The sequence below is a fragment of the Flavobacterium jejuense genome (genome assembly GCF_006491595.2).
Taxonomy (GTDB): domain Bacteria; phylum Bacteroidota; class Bacteroidia; order Flavobacteriales; family Flavobacteriaceae; genus Flavobacterium; species Flavobacterium jejuense.
This window is the reverse complement of record NZ_VEVQ02000012.1, coordinates 1-25,296: the sequence shown is the minus strand read 5'-3', so window position 1 is coordinate 25,296 and position 25,296 is coordinate 1. Positions and strand designations below refer to the sequence as shown.

The window sequence follows — 25,296 nt, the reverse complement described above, 5'->3', positions numbered from 1 at the left end:
AAAAGTTTGAAATGATATAATTATTTTGATTTATTGACAAATTAACAATATTAAGTTAAAAAAACAAGATATTGTCAATATTATATGAGTTGTTAAAGGACGTATTTGTAAAGTTGATTCATACCTATTTAATTTCATACCTCTTTTTAGAAACTCAAAATGAGATTTTAAAAGTTAGTATATCTAATTGATAATTCAAAATTGTATTTTTGAGTTAATATATTTTGTGACCTGTGCTAAAATCGATGCAGATTGTTATATAGAAATAGTTAATAGAATACTTACAAAAGCATTTTATAAGTTCTGATTTATTAAAGCTGCTCCTAAAATTTAAAGATACTAAGTTAGAACAAGAAGCTTTAAAAGTGATTAAAGAATATGTTGCTAAAAACAAATGGGCAGAGACTGTTGAATATTGCTACCTAGAAAGATGTAGAATGGAATACAATAAGAGACAGAATTTCTGGAGTTACTTTGGGACGAGTAATTTACGCCATAACGGTACTGAAAACAACTTCTGGAAAATGTAAATGGCAACCTATTCAAATTCGTCAGAACTATGACGGACAAAAATATGGAGTTTCATTTGTAAATGGAAATATGGGATTAGCTATTCCATCTGAATGCTCTGAAGCTAAGAAGTATTTTAAAAGTACCACTGTTAAAAAGACTGTCTAATTAAATTGGGCAGTCTTTTTATTGAAATTTAATTTGCATTACAGTTGACATACTTAGCGCATTGGTTTTCATTTGCTCTGCAATCTTTCCTTTGAAAAGAGTATCAATAGTACTATATAAATGATTTAACCAAATTTCAAAATGTTCTTTAGAAAGAGAATGTTTTTCATGAATGTTTTTATGAATTTGTAACATATTATTGGAATAACCTCCTTTTAAAAATAAAGATTGTTCCCAAAAAGTTGTTAGTGTTTCAAAATGATCCTCTAAATGTTGATCTACAGTAGTTACTTTGGTAAAGAAAAAATTAATAGTAGTATCCGCTAAAAGTTTGTCATAGAACTTCCTCATGATAATTAAAATATCTTCTCTTGTAGTTATATCTTTCATGTTTTTAAATTACGTTCATGGTTAAAAAAATAGGATTCATTAAATTAAATATAAATGTTTAATTCAATCAGCTTTTAAAATTAATTATTTTGATTTTGACGTTTTAGTATAAATTATGCAACATTTATATTATATAATGCTTTAAAAATGCTATTAAAAAACCTAACTATAAACCTACTTTTACAAGATGTTAATTTATTGAAATCTCATTTTTAACCCTTTAAATTGTGATAATTATACAAATATCTTTAGAAAAATAAATTGTATGTAATTTTCATGGTTAAAGTTACTATTCTTTTTTTACAAAGTAGAACAATAAATTGGTTTTTGTTTTTTCTCGACCATAAGTTAATTATTTCATGTAGTAAGAATAGTAGAAGTAATAGAATATTATAGTTTTTAAGCACACTAAATAAAGACTAAGAAAAGATAAAAAATCAATAATTAAAATTATAAAACATGAATAAACAAGTTAAAGTATTTTCATTGTTGTTGTTTAGTATAGTTGCATTAAGCCATGCGCAATTAAAAAAACATTTAGATAAAAAATTATCAATAGAAGATCGAGTTTCATTTTTAATGAAAGAAATGACGATAGAGGAAAAAGTAGGTCAAATGAATCAATACAATGGAACTTGGGACTTTACAGGACCAAGACCTGAATCAGGTTCTGAAGAACTAAAATACGAACATTTAAAGCAAGGATGGGTTGGCTCTATGTTGTCTGTTAGAGGTGTTAAGGAAGTTCTGGCTGTTCAAAAGATAGCGGTTGAAGAAACCCGCTTAGGAATTCCATTGATTTTTGGTTTTGATGTCATTCATGGTTATAAAACATTAAGTCCAATTCCTTTGGCAGAAGCAGCAAGTTGGGATTTAGAAGCAATTAAAAAATCGGCTAGTATAGCTGCGGATGAGGCTTCAGCTTCTGGATTGAATTGGACTTTCGGACCCAATGTAGATATTTCAAATGATGCTAGATGGGGAAGAGTTATGGAAGGTGCTGGTGAAGATCCTTATTTAGGTAGTAAAATAGCAATTGCTAGAGTAAAAGGTTTTCAAGGGGAAAAATTAGATGCAAATAACACTATTGCTGCTTGTGCTAAACATTTTGCTGCTTATGGTTTTGTTGAAGCTGGAAGAGAGTATAATGGTGTAGATATGAGCATTTCAAAATTATATAATACGGTTTTACCTTCTTTTAAAGCAACTGTAGATGCAGGAGTTCGTACATTTATGAATTCGTTTAATATCCTAAATGGGGTTCCAGCAACAGGGAATAGTTATTTACAAAGAGATATTTTAAAAGGAGATTGGGAATTTAATGGTTTTGTGGTTTCAGATTGGGCTTCTATTGGAGAAATGATTACTCATGGATATGCAGTTGATGGAGCAGATGCTTCAGCAAAAGCAGTTGAAGCGGGTTCTGATATGGATATGGAATCTCATCTGTATGTAACAGAATTAGTGAAATTAGTAAAGAATGGCACAGTTAAAGAGAGCTTAGTGGATGATGCAGTACGAAGAATTTTAAGAGTGAAATTTGAATTGGGTTTATTTGATGATCCATATAAATATTGCGATGAAAATCGTGAAAAAAAGACCATTGGTAATAAAGCAAATAATGAAGCAGTATTGGATATGGCTAAAAAATCGATTGTTTTATTGAAAAATGAAGGAAATTTACTTCCACTAAAGAAATCAGGAATTAAAATTGCGCTTATTGGTGCATTAGCTAGTGATAAAAATAGTCCATTGGGAAGTTGGAGAATTGCAGCTGATGATGATACAGCAGTTTCGGTATTAGAAGGAATGCAGAAATATAAAAGCAATAAATTAGTTTATGAAAAAGGGACAGATGTTTCTACAGATAAACAATTATTTGTTCAAGAGGTGAAAATAAATTACACTGATTTTTCAGGATTTGAAGCCGCTAAAAAAGTCGCAAAAGAAGCAGATGTTGTAATAATGGTGTTAGGAGAAATTGGCTTTCAAAGTGGTGAAGGAAGAAGTAGAACTGAATTAGGTTTACCTGGAAATCAACAGCAATTATTAGAAGAAGTTCATGAAGTCAATCCAAATATTGTTTTGGTTTTAAATAACGGTCGTCCCCTTTCAATTCCTTGGGCTGCTGAAAATGTTCCTGCAATTGTAGAAGCTTGGCAATTAGGAACTCAAACCGGAAATGCAGTTGCAGAAGTTTTATATGGTGACTATAATCCGAGTGGGAAATTACCTATGTCTTTTCCTAGAAATGTAGGACAATGTCCTATTTATTATAATTCATATAATACGGGAAGACCAACAAATAAAGATAATAATGTGTTTTGGTCTCATTATATAGATGCAGAAAAAAGTCCTTTGTACTCGTTTGGCTATGGTTTAAGTTATACAACTTTTGAATATAAAAATTTAAAAATCAATAATCTAAATCCAAAAAAGGGAGAAGTTATTTCAATTTCTGTAGAGGTTACTAATACAGGAAATTTTGATGGGAAAGAAGTTGTACAATTATACTTGAATGATGAAGTAGCTAGTATTGTTAGACCTGTAAAAGAATTAAAAGGATTTGAATTAATAACTTTAAAAAAAGGAGAAACAAAAAAGGTTGTATTTAAGCTAACAGATAAAGAAATGGGCTTCTATAATAATGAGGGCGCATTTAATGTGGAAGAAGGGGTCTTTAATATAATGGTAGGAGGAAACTCTATAGAAGGGTTGACGAGTAAATTTGAATTAAAATAATTTTTTAACAAGTACGAAGTAATAAAGTAAAAAAGGTTTCTGTAAAAAAGTAGGAATAAAAATTTAATGAAAAAGTTTTTTTTATGAATACTTTTTAAATAAATTTAACTTTAATGCTAAGTTTAAAATGTGTAAAAATCAAACTAAATATTTCTTTATCCTTTTATCCTTTTCTTTAAACTTGGTGTTTTCTCAGAATAAATTTGAAAATTATCAATTTAGAAGTATAAAAGAAGCAACTTCAAAAAGAGCTATATCAACAATCATAAAAGACCAGTATGGCTTTATATGGATTGGAACAAATGGTGCTGGTTTATTTAAATATGATGGCTCTAATTATATAGGATATGAATATGAAGCTAAAAATAAAGGTTCAATAAATAGCAACTTAATTTACAGTATGCATGTTGATACTCATAATAATTTATGGGTAGGAACAGATGAAGGTCTTTGTAAGTATAACAGAGATTTAGATAGTTTTGTTAAAATTAATATTGAAGAAGTTATCGCTAAAGGGTATAATGAACCAATAACTGTTAAAAGCATAATTGAAGATAATAATGGTAATTTAATTCTGGGAACTTTTGGATACGGTATTTTAAAAGTGAACCTTAAAACACTTCAAACAACTCAAATTAGAAATGGTTTATTAGCGAGAAATGATTCTCAAATAAACTACCTCGCTAAAAAGAAAAGTGGGACTATTTATATTGCTTCAAATTATGGTTTATTAAGTTTAGATGCAAATGATAAAGTAGTTCAGGTTTATAAAGATAAATTCAAAAAAAAGCCCATTTATGAAACTATTGAAACTTTAGTTGTCGACAAACAAGGATATCTTTGGTTAGGTACTACTTCAGATGGGTTAATTAAAATGAAACCAGACAATGATAATTATCAATTTGAAGTTTTTCCAATAACTACAAATAAAATATTATCAATTATTGAAAGTAATCTCAATTTTATCATTTGTGGTACTGAAAATCATGGATTAATTATCGTAAATTATAATGGTGAAGTTCAACAAAAGTATTTGCATAGTAAATACAATAATAATAGTTTAAAATCAAATTCTGTTTGGTCATTGTACGAAGATGAAGAGAATAGAATTTGGTTAGGATATTACAATAAAGGATTTGGAGTGTTTGATAAACCAAATGCTAAATTTAAGGCTGTAGAATCTATTTTAAATAATGAAAATTCCTTACAAACGAGTTCAGTAACTTCTGTAGTAAAAGATAAATCTGGTAAATTATTAATTAGTAGCGAAGGAGGTGGAATTGATATCTTCAATCCTGCCGATAAAACTTTTATCCAAGTTAATAAAAAAAATCAAAATTATTATTCAGGTTTAGATGCAAATGATATACAAACTATTTTTATTGATAGTAAACAAAATATTTGGGTGGGAAGTTGGAATCAAGGGGTGTATTTTTTAAAAAAAGGGACGAATGCTTTTGTAAATTATAACGTAAGTAATACACCTACACTTAAATCAAATCGTATTTTTTGTTTTACTGAAGATTCTAAAGGAAGGATTTGGATAGGGACTTTTATTAAAGGATTGCATTATTATGATCCCATTCAAAATAAATTTTTTCATTGCGAGTCTAAATCTTTTGTGGATAGTGAATTGGATTCATCCTATATAAGAAAACTTTTGGTTGATTCTGATGATGTGTTATGGGTAGGAACTATCTTAGGATTATATAAGGTAAGTTTAAAACAAGAATCTGAATTTCAAGTTAAATCCATGAAAAATTTAATGATGAAAGATTTGAAAAAACACAATAGCATTCATACTATCTTGTCATTATATGAATCAAATGACAAAACAATTTGGGTAGGAACAGATGGAGCAGGATTGTTTAGTTATAATAAAAAAAATAATACATTTTCAAACTATACTGATTTTCCTGGTTTAAAGGAAAAATCGGTAAGAGCAATAATAGCAGATGATCATGATAATTTATGGATTAGTGGAGGTTCAGGAATTACTAAATTAGATATTAAAAATAAAACAAGTATAAATTTTACAATTGAAGATGGACTCTTATCAAACGAGTTTAGTAATAACGCAGTGTTTAAAGGGAATAGTGGTGAATTGTATTTTGGTAATTATGAAGGGATGAATTATTTCGACCCCAATCAAGTTATTAAAGCAGAAAAAGAACCTCTTTTGTATTTTAGTGATTTTAAATTGTTCAATAAATCAGTAACTCCAAATGATAATGAATCACCACTAACTAAAGTTATTGCTGAAACAAATCATGTTACACTAAAACATTCACAATCAGTTTTTACAATTGAATATGCGGGAATAGATTATAATAATTTTAGAAAAAATAAATATGCATATTATTTAGAAGGTTTTGAAGAAAATTGGAATTATGTAGGGAATAATAGTTCAGCTACCTATACTAATTTAGAGCCTGGAGAATATACATTTAAATTAAAATCAGGAAATAGAGTAGGTTCTTGGAATAAAAAGCCATTAGAATTAAAGATTACAGTTTTGCCTCCATGGTGGAAAACTTCTTATGCGTATGTAATTTATTTTATTCTTACAGGATTATTTTCTTTTTATATCGTTAGATTCTATCAAAACCGATTCAAAGCAAAGCAAGCTATTATTTTAGAACGTGAAAAAACAATTCAAATTGAAAAATTAAACAATAAAAAATTACAGTTCTTTACGAATATTTCTCATGAATTTAGAACACCTCTTACGTTGATTATTAATCCTTTAGAAGATATATTAAAAAATAAACGCCAAGAATTGTCTAGTACAGTTTACAATAAATTGAAAACGATTCATAAAAGTTCTGATCGACTTTCTAGATTAATTAACGAATTAATGGACTTTAATAAACTAAAATTTAATACAATTTCTCTTCAAGTAAGTAAATTAGAAGTTATAGGTTTTGTAAAAGAAATTATTAGTTATTTTGATGAAGAAGCTTTGGTTAGAAACATAACAGTTTCATTTGAATGCTCAGAAGAAACTTTAGAAGATTGGTTGGATCCAAAAATGTTTGAAAAAATTATTTTCAATATTATTTCAAATGCTTTTAAATTCACACCAGATGGAGGAGCTATTATAGTAACTATAAAAAAACAAGAACTCACTCAAGATACATTTTTGCTAAATGCGGAAACTCAAAAAGTATCCACTTATTCTATCGCTATTGAAGATACTGGTTCAGGTTTAGATAATAAAGATTTAAAAAGAATTTTTGATCGTTTTTATCAAGTTAATAATTTGAATAAAGCCTATTATGGTAGTACAGGAATTGGTTTAGAAGTGGTAAAAGAATTTGTAGAGTTGCACAAAGGGAAGATTGATGTCGAAAGTATGTTAGGAGTTGGAACTAAGTTTACAGTAACTTTTCCAATAGGAAAAGAATATTTTGAAGAAGGTCAAATTTGTAAAGAACCTTTTGAAAAGGGAAGTTTAAAAGGAAAATTCCAAACGGAATCTTTTGAAGAAATCAATAATGTTGAGATTGATGAAGTAGAAATTAAAAAAGAACATACTGTTTTGATTGTTGAAGATAATTCAGAATTAAGAAATTATTTAAAGAGCGAATTAAAAAAACAATACAAGATTATCGTTGCAGAGAATGGTAAAAAAGGATATGAATTAGCTGTCTCTAAGTTGCCAGATTTAATAATTACAGATGTTATTATGCCTGTAATGAATGGATTGGATTTCTGTAAAAAAGTTAAAACCAATATAAAAACAAGCCATATACCTTTATTGATGCTTTCTGCTAAAGCTATGGTAAAAGACCGTTTAGAAGGAATTGATTCAGGAGCAGATATCTACTTAAGTAAGCCATTTGATATGGATATTTTAAAATCAAGTTTAGCTCAGCTTATTACTAGTAGACAAATTATTTTTAATAAGTTATATACTGGAATTACAAAACAAGGTAAAGAAAAAACAACAACATTAGACTTAGAATTCATTCAAAAAATTTTAAATCTAATCAATGAAAATATAAGCGAATCTCAATTAAATGTGGAACTACTTTCTTCAAAAGTTTTTTTAAGTAGAAGTCAGTTGTATCGAAAAATAAAAACACTAACAGGAGTTTCTATCAATGAGTTTATCAGAAATGTTCGGTTAGAAAAAGCTAAATATCTAATTGAACAAGGAGATAATAATATAAATGAAATTAGTTATAAAGTTGGTTTTACCTCTCCTTCTTATTTTACTAAATGCTATAAAATAAAATACGGTCACCTTCCTACACAAGAGAAAAACTTTAGAGATTAAAGATATTTGATCAAAGTTAATTAAAAAGAGAACTCATCATTATTTGTCTAAAAAAATAAAGATGAGTTCTCTTTTTAATATGACTGTAATTTTTAAATTATTTATAGTTATAAGAAAAAATTAAGTTAATTTTTATGAATACTTTATTTTTTGTTTTGATAAATAATTATATCCATAATCTTAATTACTCTTTTTTTGAGGCTTTTTTGCATCAAATTTACCATAAAATGCATCATTTGTTCTATCAATTTTGTTGCATTCAGAGTAATTTAGTTAAGAAATATTTAACATAAATTATTGTCAATTATGCTTTATAAAAAGGAGTGTTACATGACAATGTTTTTTTTTAATATTTTATTAATTAAAATTACAATTAACTAAAAACTAAATCTAAACAATCCTTTTTATGAAGAAAAAATTAATAAAAAAATTACTGTTTCTATTTTTGTTTCTATCGGGAAATTTTTTCTTTGCACAAACAGTAAAAGGTAAAGTAACATCAGGAGGTTTTTCTTTGCCAGGTGTAAGTGTAGTAGTGGACGGTACTAATAATGGAACAAATACCGATTTTGACGGTTTATTCTCATTAAGTAATGTTCCCGCTGGTGCTACGCTTACTTTCAGTTATGTAGGTTTTAAAACCATTCAAGTACCTGCAAAAATAGGTTCTGTAATGGAAGTAACTATGTCTGAAGATGCGCAATCACTAGATGAAGTTGTTGTAATTGGTTATGGTACTACAAAAAGAAAAGATATTACTGGTGCCATTTCGTCTATCAAAGCTTCAGAAATACAAGATAAACCATTTACCTCTATTGATCAAGCCTTGATTGGAAAAGCGGCTGGTGTAAATGTTACTCAAAATTCAGGAACTCCTGGAGGTGGAGTTTCGGTTCAAATTAGAGGAATCACTTCGATTAATGGGAACGAGCCCTTATATGTTATAGATGGAACACCTGTTTTTCCAGATAAAAATAACGATTCGTTTTCATTTGGAGCACTAGGTGGCGGAAACGGACAAACAAAAAATTCTGCCTTATCGGGCCTTAATATTTCAGATATTGAGTCTATAGACATCTTAAAAGATGCTTCTGCTACTGCAATTTATGGTGCCAATGGTGCCAATGGTGTTGTGTTGATTACAACAAAAAAAGGAAAGAAAGGAAGGTCTATAATTTCTTATGAAACTTATATTGGTACTCAAGAGGCTGTGAATTTTGTAGACGTTTTGGATTTACCTGAGTATGCTAGATATCAAACTAAAGTGTACCAATTAAGCGGTCAGCCAATTCCTTTTCAATACCAAACCCCAGATTTGTTAGGAAATGGAACTAATTGGCAAGACGAACTTTTTAGAACAGCAACAATTTATAACCACCAATTATCGTTTTCAGGAGGAAAAGAAGGAACACGATATTATACTTCTATCAACTATTTTGATCAAGAAGGAATAGTGCTTAATTCCAATTTTAATAGATTATCATTAAGGTTAAATGTTGATAGTGAGGTGAAATCTTGGTTGAAAATAGGGAATAATATGTCATTAAGTAAATCTACCCAAAAAGTAGTACGAAATGACGATAGAGGAGGTTTAGTGATGAATACCTTAAGACAATCACCAGAATTGCCAGTAAGATTTCCTGACGGATCCTATGCTGGACCTATGGGGAATATAGGGTCTTCTGCAAATGAAGCTTCAAACCCAATAGCACTCTCTGAATACAATAACGCTACAACTTATAGGTATAAAATTAATGGTAATTTATTCGCGGATATTAATCTATTAAAGGGATTAGTATTTAGAACAGAATTAGGATATGATTTAAATTTTGGTAAAAACAGATCTTTCGCTCCTAAATATACTTTGGGGAATGTTACCGAACTCCTAAATAAATCTTTTAAACAACAAGATCAAAGCTTTTATTGGAATATCAAAAATTATTTTACTTATAGTAAGACCATTAAAGAAGATCATAATTTTACTCTTTTGCTAGGTCAAGAAGCTCAAGAAAGTAGATATGAATATTTGAGTGGATATCGTTCAGGTGAATTTTTAAGTAGTAATTTTGATAATTTAGATATTGGAGATATTGATACAGCCGTTAATGGAAACGGATCGGGAAGATGGTCGATGACGTCCTATATTTCTAGATTGAATTATAGTTTTTCGGATAAATATTCTTTTTCTGCGTCATTAAGAGCAGATGCTTCTTCCAACTTTGGACCTAATAATAAATGGGGTTATTTTCCATCGTTTTCTGGAGGTTGGACAATGAGTAATGAAGATTTTTTCACACCTTTAAAAGGGATAATTAACTACTTAAAGTATAGAGTAGGTTATGGTGCCGTAGGAAATCAAAACATACCAGCTAATCGATACGAAACCATTTTGTCTTTAATAGCATCGCCTTTTGGAGGAACTTCTCCTACAATAGATAATTTAGGGAATCCAGATATAAAATGGGAATCTCTTAAATCCTTCAATGCAGGTTTTGAAATGGGATTATTAAGTGATGCAATTAAAATTGATTTTGATTATTATATCAAAAACTCTTCGGATTTCTTAACACGACAAATTAATGATGAATCAAATCAAAGTGCACTTAATTTTTATTTGAATACTGGAGAAATTCTTACTAAAGGTATTGACTTGTCTTTGAATACTAAAAATATTTCAAAGGATAATTTTAGTTGGGAAACCACCGTTATTTTTTCTAAATATACAAATGAATTAACAAGCTTCCAAGGATTAGGAAAATCGTTATTAGGGAAAGTACAGTTTGATCAATTTACTGTAACTAGAACAACGGAAGGAGAACCAGTAGGTCAATTTTATGGCTATGTTACCGATGGATTATTTAGAAATGATGCCGAATTGGCTGCAGGTCCTATTCAAGAATCTGGAACAGGTGTTGGTGATATACGATTTAAAGACATAAATGAAGATGGGAAAATTGATTCTAAAGATCAGGCACCAATAGGAAGTGCAATCCCAGATTTTACATACTCTTTATCCAATAATTTCAAATATAAAAACTTCAATTTATCGATAGTACTTCAAGGAAGTCAAGGAAATGATATATATAATTTTACACGTCATTATATTGATGGTATTCATCCTGGTTTTGGTGATCGATTTAGTAATGTAAGTGCAGAAGTAGCTAATGCTTTTGAAGTTGGAGTAAATGAAAATACAAATGTTCCTAGAATTACGCTTACAGACCCAAATGGGAATGGTAGAATTTCTGATCGATTTGTAGAAGATGGCTCTTACCTAAGAATTCAAAATATTTCTTTAGGGTATGATTTGCCAACGAAAGTTTTTGGAAAATCTATTTTTTCAAAAGCAAGACTTTATGTTAATGTGCAGAATTTATACACCTTTACTAAGTACTCAGGGTTCGATCCTGCATTAGGGAATCTAGATCAAAATGTTACCTTAAGCGGTATCGATTTAGGAAGGTATCCTGCCCCAAGAACTACTTCAATTGGAGTGAATTTAGAATTTTAATAGAACACAATTTATATCGTGTTACTAAATGATATTTAAACTTTTAAACTACTTGTTATGAAAAATTATTTTAAACTTTTACCGATACTAATATTGGTAGCGTTGCTATCTATAGTATCCTGTTCAGATGAGTTTTTAGACGCACCATCTGAAAATCAATTAACACCGTCTGATTTACCTGAAGGAATTACTCCTTTTGATGGAATTGCAGAAAGTATGTATTTTAAGCCATGGTTTACTTTTAATGATAAATTCTTAATTGCAGTGGGTGATATGTATGCTGGGAATGCTTTTACTTTTGATGGAGCTTATCAGCAATTTAAAGAAGCTCAAGTAACCTCTCAAAATCCTATATTAACAGAAGGATATGTTTCCTTATTCTCAGTAATAGATCAAGCTAATAATCTTATGAGTTTGGCTGAAGGGAGAAAGGATGAATTGCCTGAGGCGTCTTATAAAAACTCAATAGCTATTTCAAGATTTATGAGAGCCAATGCTTATTTCTATTTAGTTAGAACTTTTGGAGCTGTACCTATTGTAGCTAATGCGGGTTCGGCTTCGCAACCTAAAAGAAATATTATTGAAGATGTGTACACATTTATTAAATTGGATTTGCAATATGCAATTGAAAATTTACCAGAAACCTCTGTAAAGAGGGGATATGTCAATCAAACAGTTGCTAAAGGTATTTTAGCTAAAGTTCATTTAACCTTAAATGAATATGCAGAATGTGCAAGTTTAATTGAAGAAGTTATGGGTGGTCAATATTCTCTAATTCAGGATTATGGGAAAATGTTTAGTAGCCCAGAGGATAATAATAGTTCTGAGAGTTTGTTCGCTTTACAATGGAAAGCTATTGCTACACAATGGGGAACACAAAATACCAATCAAGCCTATATCGTTCCTGCAGGATCAGGAATAACAGGTGGTGGTGATGGATGGGGTGTTTATCTACCGTCAATATCTCTGCAAAATGATTTTGAAAATGGGGATTTAAGAAAGAAACATACTATTATGACTGATGGTGATTTCTATCCTGAATTATTAAGCTCTAGCGGTGGATTTACATATGAAAAAATCTATTCAGCAACTGCAGCTAATTTTAGAAAGTACATTGTAGGTTCGGCAGCAGAACGAAACGATGTTTTTTTTATGAAAACTTCTCAAAACACAATTATTCTTAGATACTCAGATATTTTGCTAATGTATGCAGAAGCAAAGTTAGCAGGAGGAAATTCTACTACAGACGGAGCTGCATTAAATGCTTATAATGAAGTTAGAATAAGAGCTGGTTTGCCAATTAAAACTATTTTAACCAGAGATGATTTGTTCAAAGAAAGAAGAATTGAATTCGCTCTTGAAGGTCAATATTTCTTTGACTTAAAACGTAGAGGTTTAAGTGAAGCTATAGCAATTATTTCACAACAAGAAGTCGGTTTCTATTCCGATGATGAAAGAACAATTTTAGTATCTACAATGATTACTCCAGGTAGTAATTATTTTGAATTACCATTGCCACAGTCAGCAATTGATACTAATCCTTCATTAACAGAACCACCTGTTCCTTATAACTTTAACTAATAATATTATTATGAATAAAATTAAATATATATTCTTGTCTTTTTTGATTTTGACCTCTTTCATGGCCTGTCAAAATGATGATGATGTAGTTGTACAAGTAGATGCAATGGTCTCAGAACCAGGAGATTTATTAAATGAAGCTTTTCCCTTTAGCAAAATAAGAGTAGAAGGTCAAGGACTCTCAGATCTAGAACAAATAGTGTTGGATAATAGAATTAATGTAAGTTTTAACCCAACTTATAATTCAGATAAGTCTTTTATTTTTACAGTTCCTTTTGATATAACTCAAGGAAGTAGATTTGGGATGCAATCTATTACTTTTATTACTAGAAATGGTTCAGTAACTAAAGATTTTGAAATTTTACGTCCGCTTCCAATTGTTAGTGGATTTAATCCAGAAACCCCTTTAGTCGGACAGCCTGCGACTATAAATGGAGATTGGTTTTATGATGTGACTAGCGTGACTTTTGATGGTAATCAAATTAATTATACAGTAAATTCGGCCACTAAAATAACAATTACTGTTCCAGCCACAGCAACTACAGGAGCTGATTTAGTTGTCACTACTCCAAGTGGATCCGCTACACGATTTATGGATGTAAGTTTAGGATTTACCATAGTGAATGTTTCTGATTTTGATGGAGGTGGAGAAAGAATTAGTTGGAGTTCTTATGGTGATATTGATACTTTTAATGATAATACTACAGGAGGACCTACTGGTAATTATGCAACACTAACTTGGTCAGGAGCAAATACAAATGGCTATAATGGTACAAGTGGAGGTGGAGGTGCAAATTTCTTAAGTGCTACTAGTACTGATGGAGAAAAAGGATATATCGATTTAGATATAAGTGCTAATGATATTGGTGCTCATGTAGCCGTTCAACTTAATACTATTGGAGGTGTTAATTATGGATATAACTTTATAGTAACAGATACGAATTGGACTAATTATTCTTTATTACTTTCTGATTTTAGTGACGATTATGGATATGGTTCCAATACAAACGGTGATCCAGATCCTTCACAAATCAATGAAATTAAAATTGGAGTGGTTCAAAATAACACACCAAATCCAACGGTATTAAATTTTGACAATATTAAAATAAAATATATGGAGTAGAAATGTTAGAGTTAGTTTGAATTTTAAAAAAGTTGTTATAAAAGGACAACTTTTTTTTCTAAAATCACATAGTTCCTACTTTAAAATAAATACTTATAAGGACTAACTAAATACTATAATAAAGCCCATTACTTAAATAAAAAACAATTTTGAAAAGAATAAATAAATTACTTATGAAAAAAATATTTGTAGGCATTTGTACAGGAATAGTCTTTTTTTTGAATGCCTGTTCTAAAGACGATGCCCCAAGTTCCGCTATACTCGCTACTCCAGTAGCAAATCCAGCAACAGAAATTAACGATACTAGTTTTAAAGCCAAATGGAATTTTGTTTCCTCAGCTCAAAATTATTTATTAGATGTTTCTCTCTCTCCTGATTTTACTGATTTTGTAACTAATTATAATGCAAAATCAGTAAATGATTTAAATGATATCGTTATGAATTTAATAGGTGGAACACAATATTATTACAGAGTGAGAGCTGTAAGAGGAACAGAGATATCAAACTATTCTAATGTGATTTCTGTAATTACTTCGGGAACATTTGTAAATCCAGATACACCTTTGAAAGTCAAAGCAGCAAATAATTTTTTTGTTGGTGCTGCGGTAAGTTCGAGTAGGTTGTCTGGGGCATATAATACACTAATAACGACAGAATTTAGTAGTATAACCGCTGAAAATGAAATGAAAATGGAAACCATTTTCACAGGACCTGGTACTTATAATTGGACGCAAGCTGATGCCATAGTAGATTATGCAATTGCAAATAATATAAATGTTCACGGTCATGCACTAGTATGGCATGGATCGGTACCTAGTTGGATGAATTCTTATACAGGAACTGATGCAGAATTTGAACAGTTAGTTCATGATTATATTACTGCAGTTGTTACTAGATATAGTGGAAAAGTAACTTCTTGGGATGTGGTAAATGAAGCTATTAACGATGGAGGAGGAACAAGAAATACTATTTTTCTTCAAAAAATGGGCGCTAATTATATTGCAAAATGTTTCCAATGGGCAAGAGAGGCAGATCCGAATGTGCTTTTGTTTTATAACGATTATAATACATCTACTGATATTTCTAAACAAAATGATGTATATGCTTTAATCGATGATTTAAAAACTAATAATGTGCCAATTGATGGTGTTGGTCTTCAAATGCATATTAAATATGATAGTCCTACCAAACAAGAACTACAAACAGATGTTGATAAAGTACTAGCTAGAAATTTAAAACTTCATTTTTCAGAATTAGATGTGAGAGCTAATTCTAATGATAGTCAAGTATTGAATACTTTAACACCTGAAAGAAAATTAGCTCAAAAAATGAAATACAGAGAAGTAGTTGAAGTCTATAATGCTATTCCTGCAACTTATAAGTATGCCATAACAGTTTGGGGTATTAAAGACAATGAATCATGGATTTTAAATCAATTTAATAGAGTCGATTGGCCTTTGTTATTTGATAATTCATTTAATAGAAAAGTAACGCATACTGGATTTTTAGAAGGATTAGAATAAACAATTAAAAAAAGAAAGTATTACAATTATGTTTGGAAAAGCAACAACTCTTATACTATTGCTCTTTGTTTTAGGATGTCAGACCAAAAAAGAAATAGCAATTCATAAAGATACAAGTAAGACATTTGAAGAACGTGCCAAATATATTGTTTCACAAATGACCTTAGAAGAGAAAGTATCACAAATGACCTATCAATCACCAGCTATTGAAAGACTTGAAATTCCTGAAATGAACTGGTGGAACGAATGTTTACACGGTGTAGCTCGTGCAGGGAAAGCAACAGTTTTTCCACAAGCAATTGGAATGAGTGCCATGTGGGATAGAAATCTAATGTTTAAAGTTGCAGATGCTATTTCAGATGAAGCCAGAGCAAAACATTCTGAATTTGCCTCAAGAAATAAAAGAGGTATCTATCAAGGATTAACATATTGGACCCCAAATATTAATATTTTTAGAGATCCAAGATGGGGAAGAGGAATGGAAACTTATGGCGAAGATCCTTATCTGACAGGAGAATTAGCAGTACAATTTATAAAAGGACTACAAGGGGATGATCCCAAATATTATAAAATTATTGCTACTGCTAAACATTTTGTAGTACATAGTGGTCCAGAAAATGAAAGGCATAGTTTTAATGCGGAACCTTCTTCTTTTGATATGATAAATACATACAGTCCACAATTTGAAAAAGTGGTAAAAGAAGCTCATGTATATTCAGTAATGTGTGCTTATAATAGCTTTAAAGGATTGCCATGTTGTGGGAATAAAAAACTAAGTGATTTACTACGTAATGATTGGGGCTTTAATGGTTATATTGTTTCTGATTGTTGGGCTGTAAAAGACTTTTATGACAAAGACGCTCATGAAATAGTTGCTACTAAAGAAGAAGCTTCTGCAATGGCTGTTAAAGCAGGTACGGATTTAAATTGCGGGGATTCTTATCCTTCTCTAATTAATGCGATTAAACAAAAATTAATTACAGAAGCAGAATTAGACGTTGCTGTAGAACGATTACTTTGCGCTCGTATGAAATTAGGACTTTTTGCACCAGCTGGAGATGTAAAATATGAAAAAATTCCATTTAGTGTGGTAGATTCTGAAGTACATCGATTATTGGCTTTGGAAACGGCAAGAAAGTCAATAGTCTTATTGAAAAATGAGAACAATATTTTACCATTAAGTAAAGACCTTAAAAAAATAGCCGTAATAGGACCAAATGCAAATGAATTGGATGTCTTATTAGGCAATTATAATGGTTTCCCTTCCAATGGAATTACACCACTTAAAGGACTACAAAAGAAATTACCACAAGCAGAAGTTCAGTTTGCTCAAGGTTGCCCTTTGGTAGAAGGATTGCCTATTTTGGAAGCGGTTTCTTCTGATGTTTTATTTACAGATAGTTCTTGTAAAGTGAATGGATTAAACGCTGCCTATTTCAATAATTTAGATTTTAGTGGAACTCCTTTGCATTCTCAAATAGACAAACAAGTAAATTTCACTTGGAAAGCAACAGCCCCTTTTAAGGATATGAACTATGATAAATACTCCGTTCTATGGACTGGTTATTTATCAGTTTCAGAATCTGGGAAGTATGCTTTAGGAGGTGAAGCTTTTTCAGGGATGAAATTATTTTTAGATGATAAATTAATAGTCGAAAGAGAGGATATGCACGAACCTAAAAAAGTCTATGAATTCGTTACTCTTGAAGCTAAAAAAGTTTATAAAATCAAATTAGAATACAAGCAAGATAACACAGAGCATGCTATCATGCGTTTTTTATGGGATACTCCTCGCAGTACTCTTGAAAAAGAAGCTCTTGATTTAGCAAGGGAATCAGATGTGGTGATTTTATGTATGGGTCTTAGCCCAATGCTAGAAGGTGAAGAGATGAAAGTAAAAGTAGATGGTTTTTCTGGTGGAGATAGAAATGATTTAAAATTACCTGCTTCTCAAACAAATCTGATGAAGAAATTAAAAGAATTGGACAAACCTATGGTACTAGTAATGTTAAATGGGAGTGCTGTTGGAATTAATTGGGAAAATGAGAACATTCCTGCTATTTTAGAAGCTTGGTATCCAGGTCAAGCAGGAGGAACTGCTATAGCCGATGTGCTTTTTGGTGATTATAATCCATCAGGACGATTACCTCTTACGTTCTATAAGGATATTGCAGATATACCTGAATTTAATGATTACAGTATGAAAGGGAAAACTTATCGCTATTTTCAAGAAACACCTTTATACGATTTTGGGTTTGGCTTAAGCTATACTACTTTTTCTTATGACAATTTGGTTGTCCAAAATGAAATAACTGCGGGTAAAGAAATAAAACTATCAGTCGATGTTACTAATACAGGGAAAAATGAGGGTGACGAAGTAGTTCAGTGCTATTTTACGAATCCTAAAGGAGATGAACTAAATACCATTCGTACGTTAGTAGGTTTTGATAGAGTCTTCTTGAAAGTAGGAGAAACAAAAAGAGTTTCTTTTACCATTTATCCTAAGCAATTAGCACAAATGAATAACAATAATATAGTAGAACTTTCCTCAGGAGATTTATTATTTTCTGTTGGAGGAATGCAACCTAGTGAAACACGAATAGCAACGAAAAACGTAGTACAAGCCAAAGTAAAAATAGTAGGTAAAACGGTAGTTTATTAGCTCTAAAAATAATTCAACTATCAACTGTAAAAAGAAACCCCAAATACAAAAATTATGTATTTGGGGTTTTTAATTGATTTTTAATTTTCAAATTACATATAAGCTTCAATTGGAGCACAGCTACAAACTAAATTTCTATCACCATAAGTTTCATCTACACGACGAACACTTGGCCAAAATTTATTGTCAGCAACATATTCTAATGGATAAGCTGCTTTCTCTCTACTATACGGTAAAGACCAAGTATCTGCTGTTAACATAGCTAAAGTATGTGGAGCATTTTTTAATACATTATTTGGTTCTTCAATAGAAGCAGCTTCAATTTCTTGTCGAATAGCAATCATAGCATCACAAAAACGATCTAATTCTGATACGTCTTCCGATTCTGTAGGTTCGACCATTAAAGTTCCGGCAACAGGGAAAGAAACCGTTGGAGCATGGAAGCCATAATCCATTAAACGTTTTGCTATATCCGTAACTTCAATGCCTTTTGCTTTGAAAGCTCTGCAATCTAAAATCATTTCGTGAGCAGCTCTTCCTTTTTCACCAGAATATAAAATAGGATAATGTGCCTCTAAACGAGCTTTCATGTAATTAGCATTTAGAATAGCATATTTAGTAGTATTTGTAACTCCTTCAGCACCTAACATGCAAATGTATCCATAAGAAATTAAACAGACTAAAGCAGAACCATAAGGCGCACCTGAAATAGCAGTTATGGCTTGTTCTCCACCTACATTTACTAAAGGATTACTTGGTAAAAAAGGGACTAGTTTTTCGTTCACACATATTGGTCCAACACCTGGTCCACCACCTCCATGAGGAATAGCAAAGGTTTTATGTAAGTTTAGGTGACAAACATCTGCACCAATAGTAGCTGGATTAGTTAAACCAACTTGTGCATTCATATTAGCACCATCCATATAAACTAAACCTCCATTGTCGTGGATAATTTGCGTTATTTCTTTAATTGCACTTTCAAAAACACCGTGAGTAGATGGATAAGTTACCATTAAACAAGATAATTCGTCTTTATATTGAATGGCTTTTTCTCTTACATCTTCCACATCAATATTGCCATTTTTCATAGTTTTGGTAACGATAATCTTCATTCCTGCCATTGCAGCTGATGCAGGGTTCGTTCCATGTGCAGAGGCAGGAATCAAACAAACCGTTCTTTGGTTGTCACCTCTTGATTGATGATAAGCACGAATAGTCATTAAACCTGCATATTCTCCTTGTGCACCAGAATTAGGTTGTAAGGTAGTGCCAGCAAAACCAGTAATCACATTCAATTGGTGTTCTAGTTTTTTAAGCATTTTGGTATATCCTTCCACTTGATTTAAAGGAGCAAAGGGATGAATGGTGTTCCAATAAGGCATACTTAAGGGTAACATTTCTGCAGCGGCATTTAATTTCATCGTACAAGAACCTAAAGCAATCATTGAGTGATTTAATGATAAATCTTTACGTTCTAATTTTTTAATATAACGCATCAAACTGGTTTCAGAGTGGTATTTGTTAAATACTTCATGCGTTAAAAAATCTGATTTACGATTTAGATGCATTGGATAATTGTTTTCCAATGTATATTCATTTACTTCAAAAGCTTCCTTTCCTAAGGCTTCAGCGAAAACAGCAATTACTTCATTTATATCTGTAAATAAGATGGTTTCGTTTAGCGAAATTGAAATTGTTTCTGCATCAATATAGTAGAAGTTAATTTCATTCTTTTCTGCAATAGGTCTTACTTTTTTAGCATCCGCTTTTACAACTATAGTATCAAAGAAAGCCGTGTTTGTTTGGTAAACTCCTAATTTATTTAAGGCATTGGCCAAAGTGGAAGCCATACCATGAACTTTATCTGCAATATATTGTAATCCCTTTGGACCATGATAAACAGCAAACATTCCTGCCATTACTGACAATAATACTTGAGCCGTACAAATATTAGAAGTCGCTTTTTCACGTTTAATATGTTGTTCTCGCGTTTGTAAAGCCATTCTTAAAGCACGATTCCCATCCGCATCTTGAGAAACCCCAATGATTCTTCCTGGCATGGAACGTTTGTATTCTTCTTTAGTAGCAAAATAAGCAGCATGAGGACCACCATAACCCATTGGAATACCAAAACGTTGTGTGGTTCCTACAACTACAGCAGCTCCCATTTCTCCTGGAGGTGTTAATTTTACTAATGATAAAATATCAGCAGCAACTGCTACTTTTATTTCATTGTCATTTGCTTTTTTGATGAAATCAGCATAATCATACACCTGACCATATTTTCCTGGATATTGAAGAATTGCTCCAAAATATTCGTTAGAAAAATCAAATTCTTGGTGATTACCAATGACTAATTCTACACCAATAGGAGTAGAACGTGTTTGTAAAACGGATAAAGTTTGTGGTAATATTTCTTCAGAAACAAAGAATTTACAAACATTGTTTTTCTTTTGGTCTCTAGAACGTACGTCAAACAACAAAGCCATCGCTTCTGCAGCTGCTGTACTTTCATCTAATAAAGAAGCATTCGCGATTTCCATACCTGTTAACTCAATAACTGTTGTTTGGAAGTTTAAAATAGCCTCTAGTCTTCCTTGTGCAATCTCTGCTTGATAAGGAGTATAAGCAGTGTACCAACCTGGGTTTTCAAATATGTTTCTTTGAATTGCAGGAGGAACAATCGTAGGATGATAGCCTAAGCCAATATATGATTTAAATACCTTATTGGTTCTACCTAATTGACGAATATGATTCGCATATTCATATTCCGTCATAATGTGCTCCAAATATAATGGCTCTTTCAAGCGAATATCATTTGGAATAGTTTCATAAATTAATTGATCTAAAGTTTCAACACCAATGGTTTCCAACATTTTAGGTAAATCTGTTTCTCTTGGTCCTAAGTGTCTTAAAGCAAATGAGTCTGTTTTCATTTATCTAAATATAAAGTATGTGAGTTGTGTTTTTCTTATATTTAATAAGATTGTTTATATAATCTAAATTTTACTTTAAATTAATGTTGCAAAAGTAATTATTAAAGTTTTAATTTTTTCTTAAATTTGGTTGAAAATTTGTGATTTTTTGAACAAAATCCCCATCTTATTAACACATTCATTATTTTTGTTCCATGAAGTATTTGAAGTCCTTTCTCGATTTTTACATTGAAAGTAGTTTACACGTTGCTTTGGCTGTTTATGCCTTAATTCGCATTACGTTTTTAAAGTTGAATATTCCTTACGAAGAGCCAGTGGCTTATTTTGGTTTTTTTGGTACCATAGTAGGCTATAATTTTATTAAATATGATGAACTAGCCCGTGTAAAAAAAATAAAGTTGAACAAAATGTTTAAAGCTATTATAGGCATTAGTTTTATTTCTTTTTTTGCAGCTTTATACTGCTTTTTGGAGCTAAAAACCAAAACCAAATTAGTAGGATTTATTGCTTTAATAATAACCATTTTATACACTTTGCCTTTCTTTCCTAAAAAATCAAACCTTCGCAATTGGAGTGGTGTGAAAATTTATTTGGTAGCCATAGCTTGGGTAGCAGTAACGGTTTTCTTACCAGTTCTAAATGGTGATTATGATTTTGATACGACTGTTTTATTAAAAAGTATCCAACGTTTTGTATTCGTTTTTGTGTTAATGTTAATTTTTGAAATTATCGATTTACAAGTAGATGTTAAAACCCTACAAACCATCCCTCAACGGATAGGAATTAAAAGAACCAAGTGGCTTACCTATGGTTTACTACTCCTTTTCATTTTAATGGATTTTTTAAAAGAAAACGCAACTGAAAAGCATATTATAACTACTATTTTAGTAGCTTTCATAATTGCTGGTTTTACTTTTTTTGCGAACAATAAACGCAATACCTACTATACCAGCTTTTGGGTAGAAAGTATTCCACTATTTTGGTTATTGTTATTACTATTTCTTTAATGGATTAACCTTAATAGTTTGAGTTTTTTATATAGAGAAATAAAACAAATGAGTATCTGAAGCTCTTAAAATAAAGACTGTTTACTGTTTCGTTTTATATTAATTTTAGTATTTGCTTCTAAAAACCACTTTAAAACCATTTTCCTTCGTTATAAGTATCTAAAAGGAACGAAATTAACCACAGCTACGAACAAAACTCGAACAAAACAAAAAACCAGTTGAGAATCAAATAAAAAGGATGCAACATTTGCAACAATTGAAGCTTTAACTCCAAAAATAAATACGCAAAACATATTGTAAAAGAATAAAGCTTCTGCTAAAGCAAATCGTTTTTCGCTGCAATCACTTTAAATGAGTTCGCATAGTAAGATTGTTTCTTTCAATTTGGTTAGTGCCAAAACGATTTACTTTGTGAACTACTGTTTCTAATAAAGATTTGTAATGCACCAAACCATCTGTATAAATGACTTTTGGAGTAGCTAGTAATAAAGAATTAGTTACATACTGAATAGTTCTTTTGGTTCTTCTTCCTAAACTGAAACTCACCACACGTTTTGTTTTTCTTTCTAAAGCATACACAATCCATATGGGTTTGTCTTTTCGCTTTAAATAACAACGCATTTCATCTACTTCATACATCTTATTCTTATAGAAAATAGGATTAGGAATCTTTTTTGCAATGGCAATAATTCTTTTCAAAACAGTAGTAGTTGCAATTTGTAATATTCTTGCTGTGCTTCTTATCCCTAAGCCTTCTTTTATAAATTGAATAATTTTAGCATTTGTATTCAGTTTATAGGCTTTGTAACAATAAAAATCGATACTTCTTTTATAGCAATTTTTACAATAAAACTGTTGCTTTTTATTTTTGGTAAAACCATTTTTGACTAAATTTTTAGTGTTGCAATGAGGACAAATACCAGTATCACTAATTTTAATACACGAGGTCGATTTTTTTATCATTTTCTTCGTTTTAAGAACTTCAAACATGAAAAAAGATGAACTATATAGCTCATCTTTTTTATAATTATTTTTAATTTTTATTGATTATCAATCCATTAGAAACTCTTAAAGCCTTCATCACTAAATCTGGTACATTACCAAAAAAAGATGAACTATGTAGCTCATCTTTTTTACAATTATTTTTAATTTTTATTGATTATCAATTTATTAGACATTCAAATTGAACTCATCACTAACTCTGTAACATTACCATCTTTGAAATGTTACCCAGTTCAGTTTAATATCCCATACCATTTAATATTTTGTTTCCAATCGATTTTTTTATAGTCTACGTCTTTATTAGTAAAAATTTGATAAACTTTCATGTTATTAATATTTTTGATTATACTTTTTATCTTCAAAATATCTACTTTAGAAACTCTTTTATCTGCAAATAGCATCACATTTATTTTAGAAACATCATCTAATTCAGTATTTGCAATATGTAAATTAATATTTCTTTTTAAATCATCAAAACTTAAAAAAATATTGTTCGATGTCTTTAGTATGACTTTATTTTTATCATATAAAGCATATAGAATATAAGCAGTCTCTTCATTTAAAACTGGACTAAGATTTGATTTAATTGGCAAATTTAAATTTAAAGATTTATTAAAATACTCAAATGCATTATTAATTCTTACAAGTTTTAAAAAGTCAATTTCATCTTTGTTTTTTCTTAACAGTAAAGTATCATTAACTAACTTATAATTATAACATATTTTTTTTTTATTCTTATCTATTTTTAAACTATCAAAATAAATATAAGAGTTATCAATATCCCATCTAAAATTATTCCTAACTCCCCATTGTTCAATTATTAAAGAATCATCATAAAACTCTAAGTCAATTTCATTTGAGCTATTGATTGAACTCCAGTTCCCAAATAGTTTATCTTTTTGTTGAATTGAAGAACATCCAAAAATTAACAAACAAGTTATTAACACAAACATATATCTCATAACATAATTATTTATTTTGATTGAAAAATCTTAATATACTCATCTATTTTTTTACGCCAGTATTTAACATATTTTATTCTTAATTCATTTGTTCTAAAACCAACAAAATTTATATCGTATCCTCTTGAACCTTTATGTTTTTCAGATGAGAAGCTAACGGCATAATGACCAGCAGTAAAAGTATCTTGTCCTAAACCCCATGTTTGGGCATCATCATAGAAGTCATTACCATTTACTTTACCACGGTAATTGTCTTTCTTAGCCACTAAAACAGAAGTGTGTGTTGAATAATTTATAAAATAGTCTTTGCCTCCAGTGCCTATAACGTTATAATCATTATCAAACTTTACATTACCCCATAAAAATGATGTATAATCTCCTGTAACTTTATTTACTCCTGTCATTGAAAGATTAATACTAATAAGATTTTTTCTTAATTCGTTAGAATCATTAGCAAAAACAATACTAGCAGCTTCATTTATCATAGAGAACTGCATTACAAGATTATAAGCATTCATTACAGCAGCAAATTTAGGAGTCTTATCAAAAAAATAAAATGAGGCACTATTTTCTTCTGCTTTATTATATAAATTCACAATATCTTTGTGGGTAATTGGATTTGAATCATGTAAACTTTCATCACTATTGTCACTTTGTTCCTCATGACCAGCGCTGTCGATAAAATTACCATAACTTACTCTCATCCCATCTGGGTCTACAAAAAATATTGGATTATTTAAAGCATATGCATATGGAGATAATGGACAGTACTTTTCCGCAAGCGGGTCAATATTCATCCATCTACCTAAAGCAGGGTCATAATTCCTAGCTCCGTAATCGTACATATTCAGTCCTAGTTCCGTTTGCAGTTCTTTACCGTTGTATTTATAATTGTAA

At 30.4% G+C, this 25,296-nt stretch carries 13 protein-coding genes and 1 pseudogene; 9 read left to right on the top strand and 5 right to left on the bottom strand.

Annotated elements, in window-relative coordinates; translation table 11 throughout:
- Positions 1-474 precede the first annotated feature (474 nt).
- Positions 475-678 carry a hypothetical protein gene (locus FIA58_RS16075; RefSeq protein WP_140963668.1) on the top strand — a complete coding sequence of 68 codons (204 nt, stop codon included), beginning with the start codon at positions 475-477 and terminating at the stop codon, positions 676-678.
- A gap of 18 nt (positions 679-696) precedes the next feature.
- Here FIA58_RS16075 and FIA58_RS16070 read toward each other — a convergent pair whose 3' ends face one another.
- Entirely contained in the window at positions 697-1,068 is a 372-nt protein-coding gene (locus tag FIA58_RS16070) for a group III truncated hemoglobin (protein ID WP_140963665.1), read from the bottom strand.
- A gap of 459 nt (positions 1,069-1,527) precedes the next feature.
- Between FIA58_RS16070 and bglX the strand changes: the two genes are divergently transcribed.
- The 7 genes from bglX to FIA58_RS16035 all read left to right on the top strand — a co-directional run bounded on the left by bglX (position 1,528) and on the right by FIA58_RS16035 (position 18,492).
- Positions 1,528-3,810: a beta-glucosidase BglX gene (gene bglX / locus FIA58_RS16065; RefSeq protein ID WP_140963663.1), complete on the top strand. Its 2,283-nt coding sequence runs from the start codon at positions 1,528-1,530 to the stop codon at positions 3,808-3,810.
- Positions 3,811-3,937: 127 nt separating this feature from the next.
- Positions 3,938-8,092, top strand: coding sequence for a hybrid sensor histidine kinase/response regulator transcription factor (locus FIA58_RS16060; protein ID WP_140963660.1), 4,155 nt, complete (start codon positions 3,938-3,940; stop codon positions 8,090-8,092).
- A 406-nt stretch (positions 8,093-8,498) separates the two neighbouring features.
- Positions 8,499-11,603, top strand: coding sequence for a SusC/RagA family TonB-linked outer membrane protein (locus FIA58_RS16055; RefSeq protein WP_140963657.1), 3,105 nt, complete (start codon positions 8,499-8,501; stop codon positions 11,601-11,603).
- Between the two features lie 57 nt (positions 11,604-11,660).
- Entirely contained in the window at positions 11,661-13,184 is a 1,524-nt protein-coding gene (locus FIA58_RS16050; protein ID WP_140963656.1) for a RagB/SusD family nutrient uptake outer membrane protein, read from the top strand.
- A 10-nt stretch (positions 13,185-13,194) separates the two neighbouring features.
- Positions 13,195-14,307, top strand: coding sequence for an IPT/TIG domain-containing protein (locus tag FIA58_RS16045; RefSeq protein WP_208022826.1), 1,113 nt, complete (start codon positions 13,195-13,197; stop codon positions 14,305-14,307).
- Positions 14,308-14,480: 173 nt separating this feature from the next.
- Positions 14,481-15,830 (top strand): endo-1,4-beta-xylanase, encoded by a 1,350-nt coding sequence (locus FIA58_RS16040; protein ID WP_140963650.1) that lies wholly within the window; start codon positions 14,481-14,483, stop codon positions 15,828-15,830.
- A 28-nt stretch (positions 15,831-15,858) separates the two neighbouring features.
- A complete protein-coding gene (locus FIA58_RS16035) occupies positions 15,859-18,492 on the top strand; it encodes a glycoside hydrolase family 3 protein (RefSeq protein ID WP_140963647.1) in 2,634 nt (877 codons plus the stop codon).
- A gap of 92 nt (positions 18,493-18,584) precedes the next feature.
- On the opposite strand, the gene gcvP is transcribed toward FIA58_RS16035, so the two are convergent.
- Entirely contained in the window at positions 18,585-21,428 is a 2,844-nt protein-coding gene (gcvP, locus tag FIA58_RS16030; RefSeq protein ID WP_140963645.1) for an aminomethyl-transferring glycine dehydrogenase, read from the bottom strand.
- A 194-nt stretch (positions 21,429-21,622) separates the two neighbouring features.
- Here gcvP and FIA58_RS16025 point away from each other — a divergent pair, with 194 nt between their 5' ends.
- The gene (locus tag FIA58_RS16025; RefSeq protein WP_140963642.1) at positions 21,623-22,435 is read left to right on the top strand and encodes a UbiA prenyltransferase family protein; all 813 of its coding nucleotides are present in this window, start codon (positions 21,623-21,625) and stop codon (positions 22,433-22,435) included.
- Positions 22,436-22,699: 264 nt separating this feature from the next.
- Here the strand turns inward: FIA58_RS16025 and FIA58_RS16020 are convergent.
- The 3 genes and pseudogenes from FIA58_RS16020 to FIA58_RS16010 form a co-directional block, all read right to left on the bottom strand.
- Positions 22,700-23,398: pseudogene (locus FIA58_RS16020) on the bottom strand (IS1 family transposase).
- Between the two features lie 272 nt (positions 23,399-23,670).
- Positions 23,671-24,399, bottom strand: coding sequence for a hypothetical protein (locus FIA58_RS16015; RefSeq protein WP_140963640.1), 729 nt, complete (start codon positions 24,397-24,399; stop codon positions 23,671-23,673).
- Positions 24,400-24,410: 11 nt separating this feature from the next.
- On the bottom strand, positions 24,411-25,296 hold an 886-nt coding region (locus tag FIA58_RS16010), incomplete at its 5' end, for an RHS repeat-associated core domain-containing protein (RefSeq protein ID WP_140963637.1).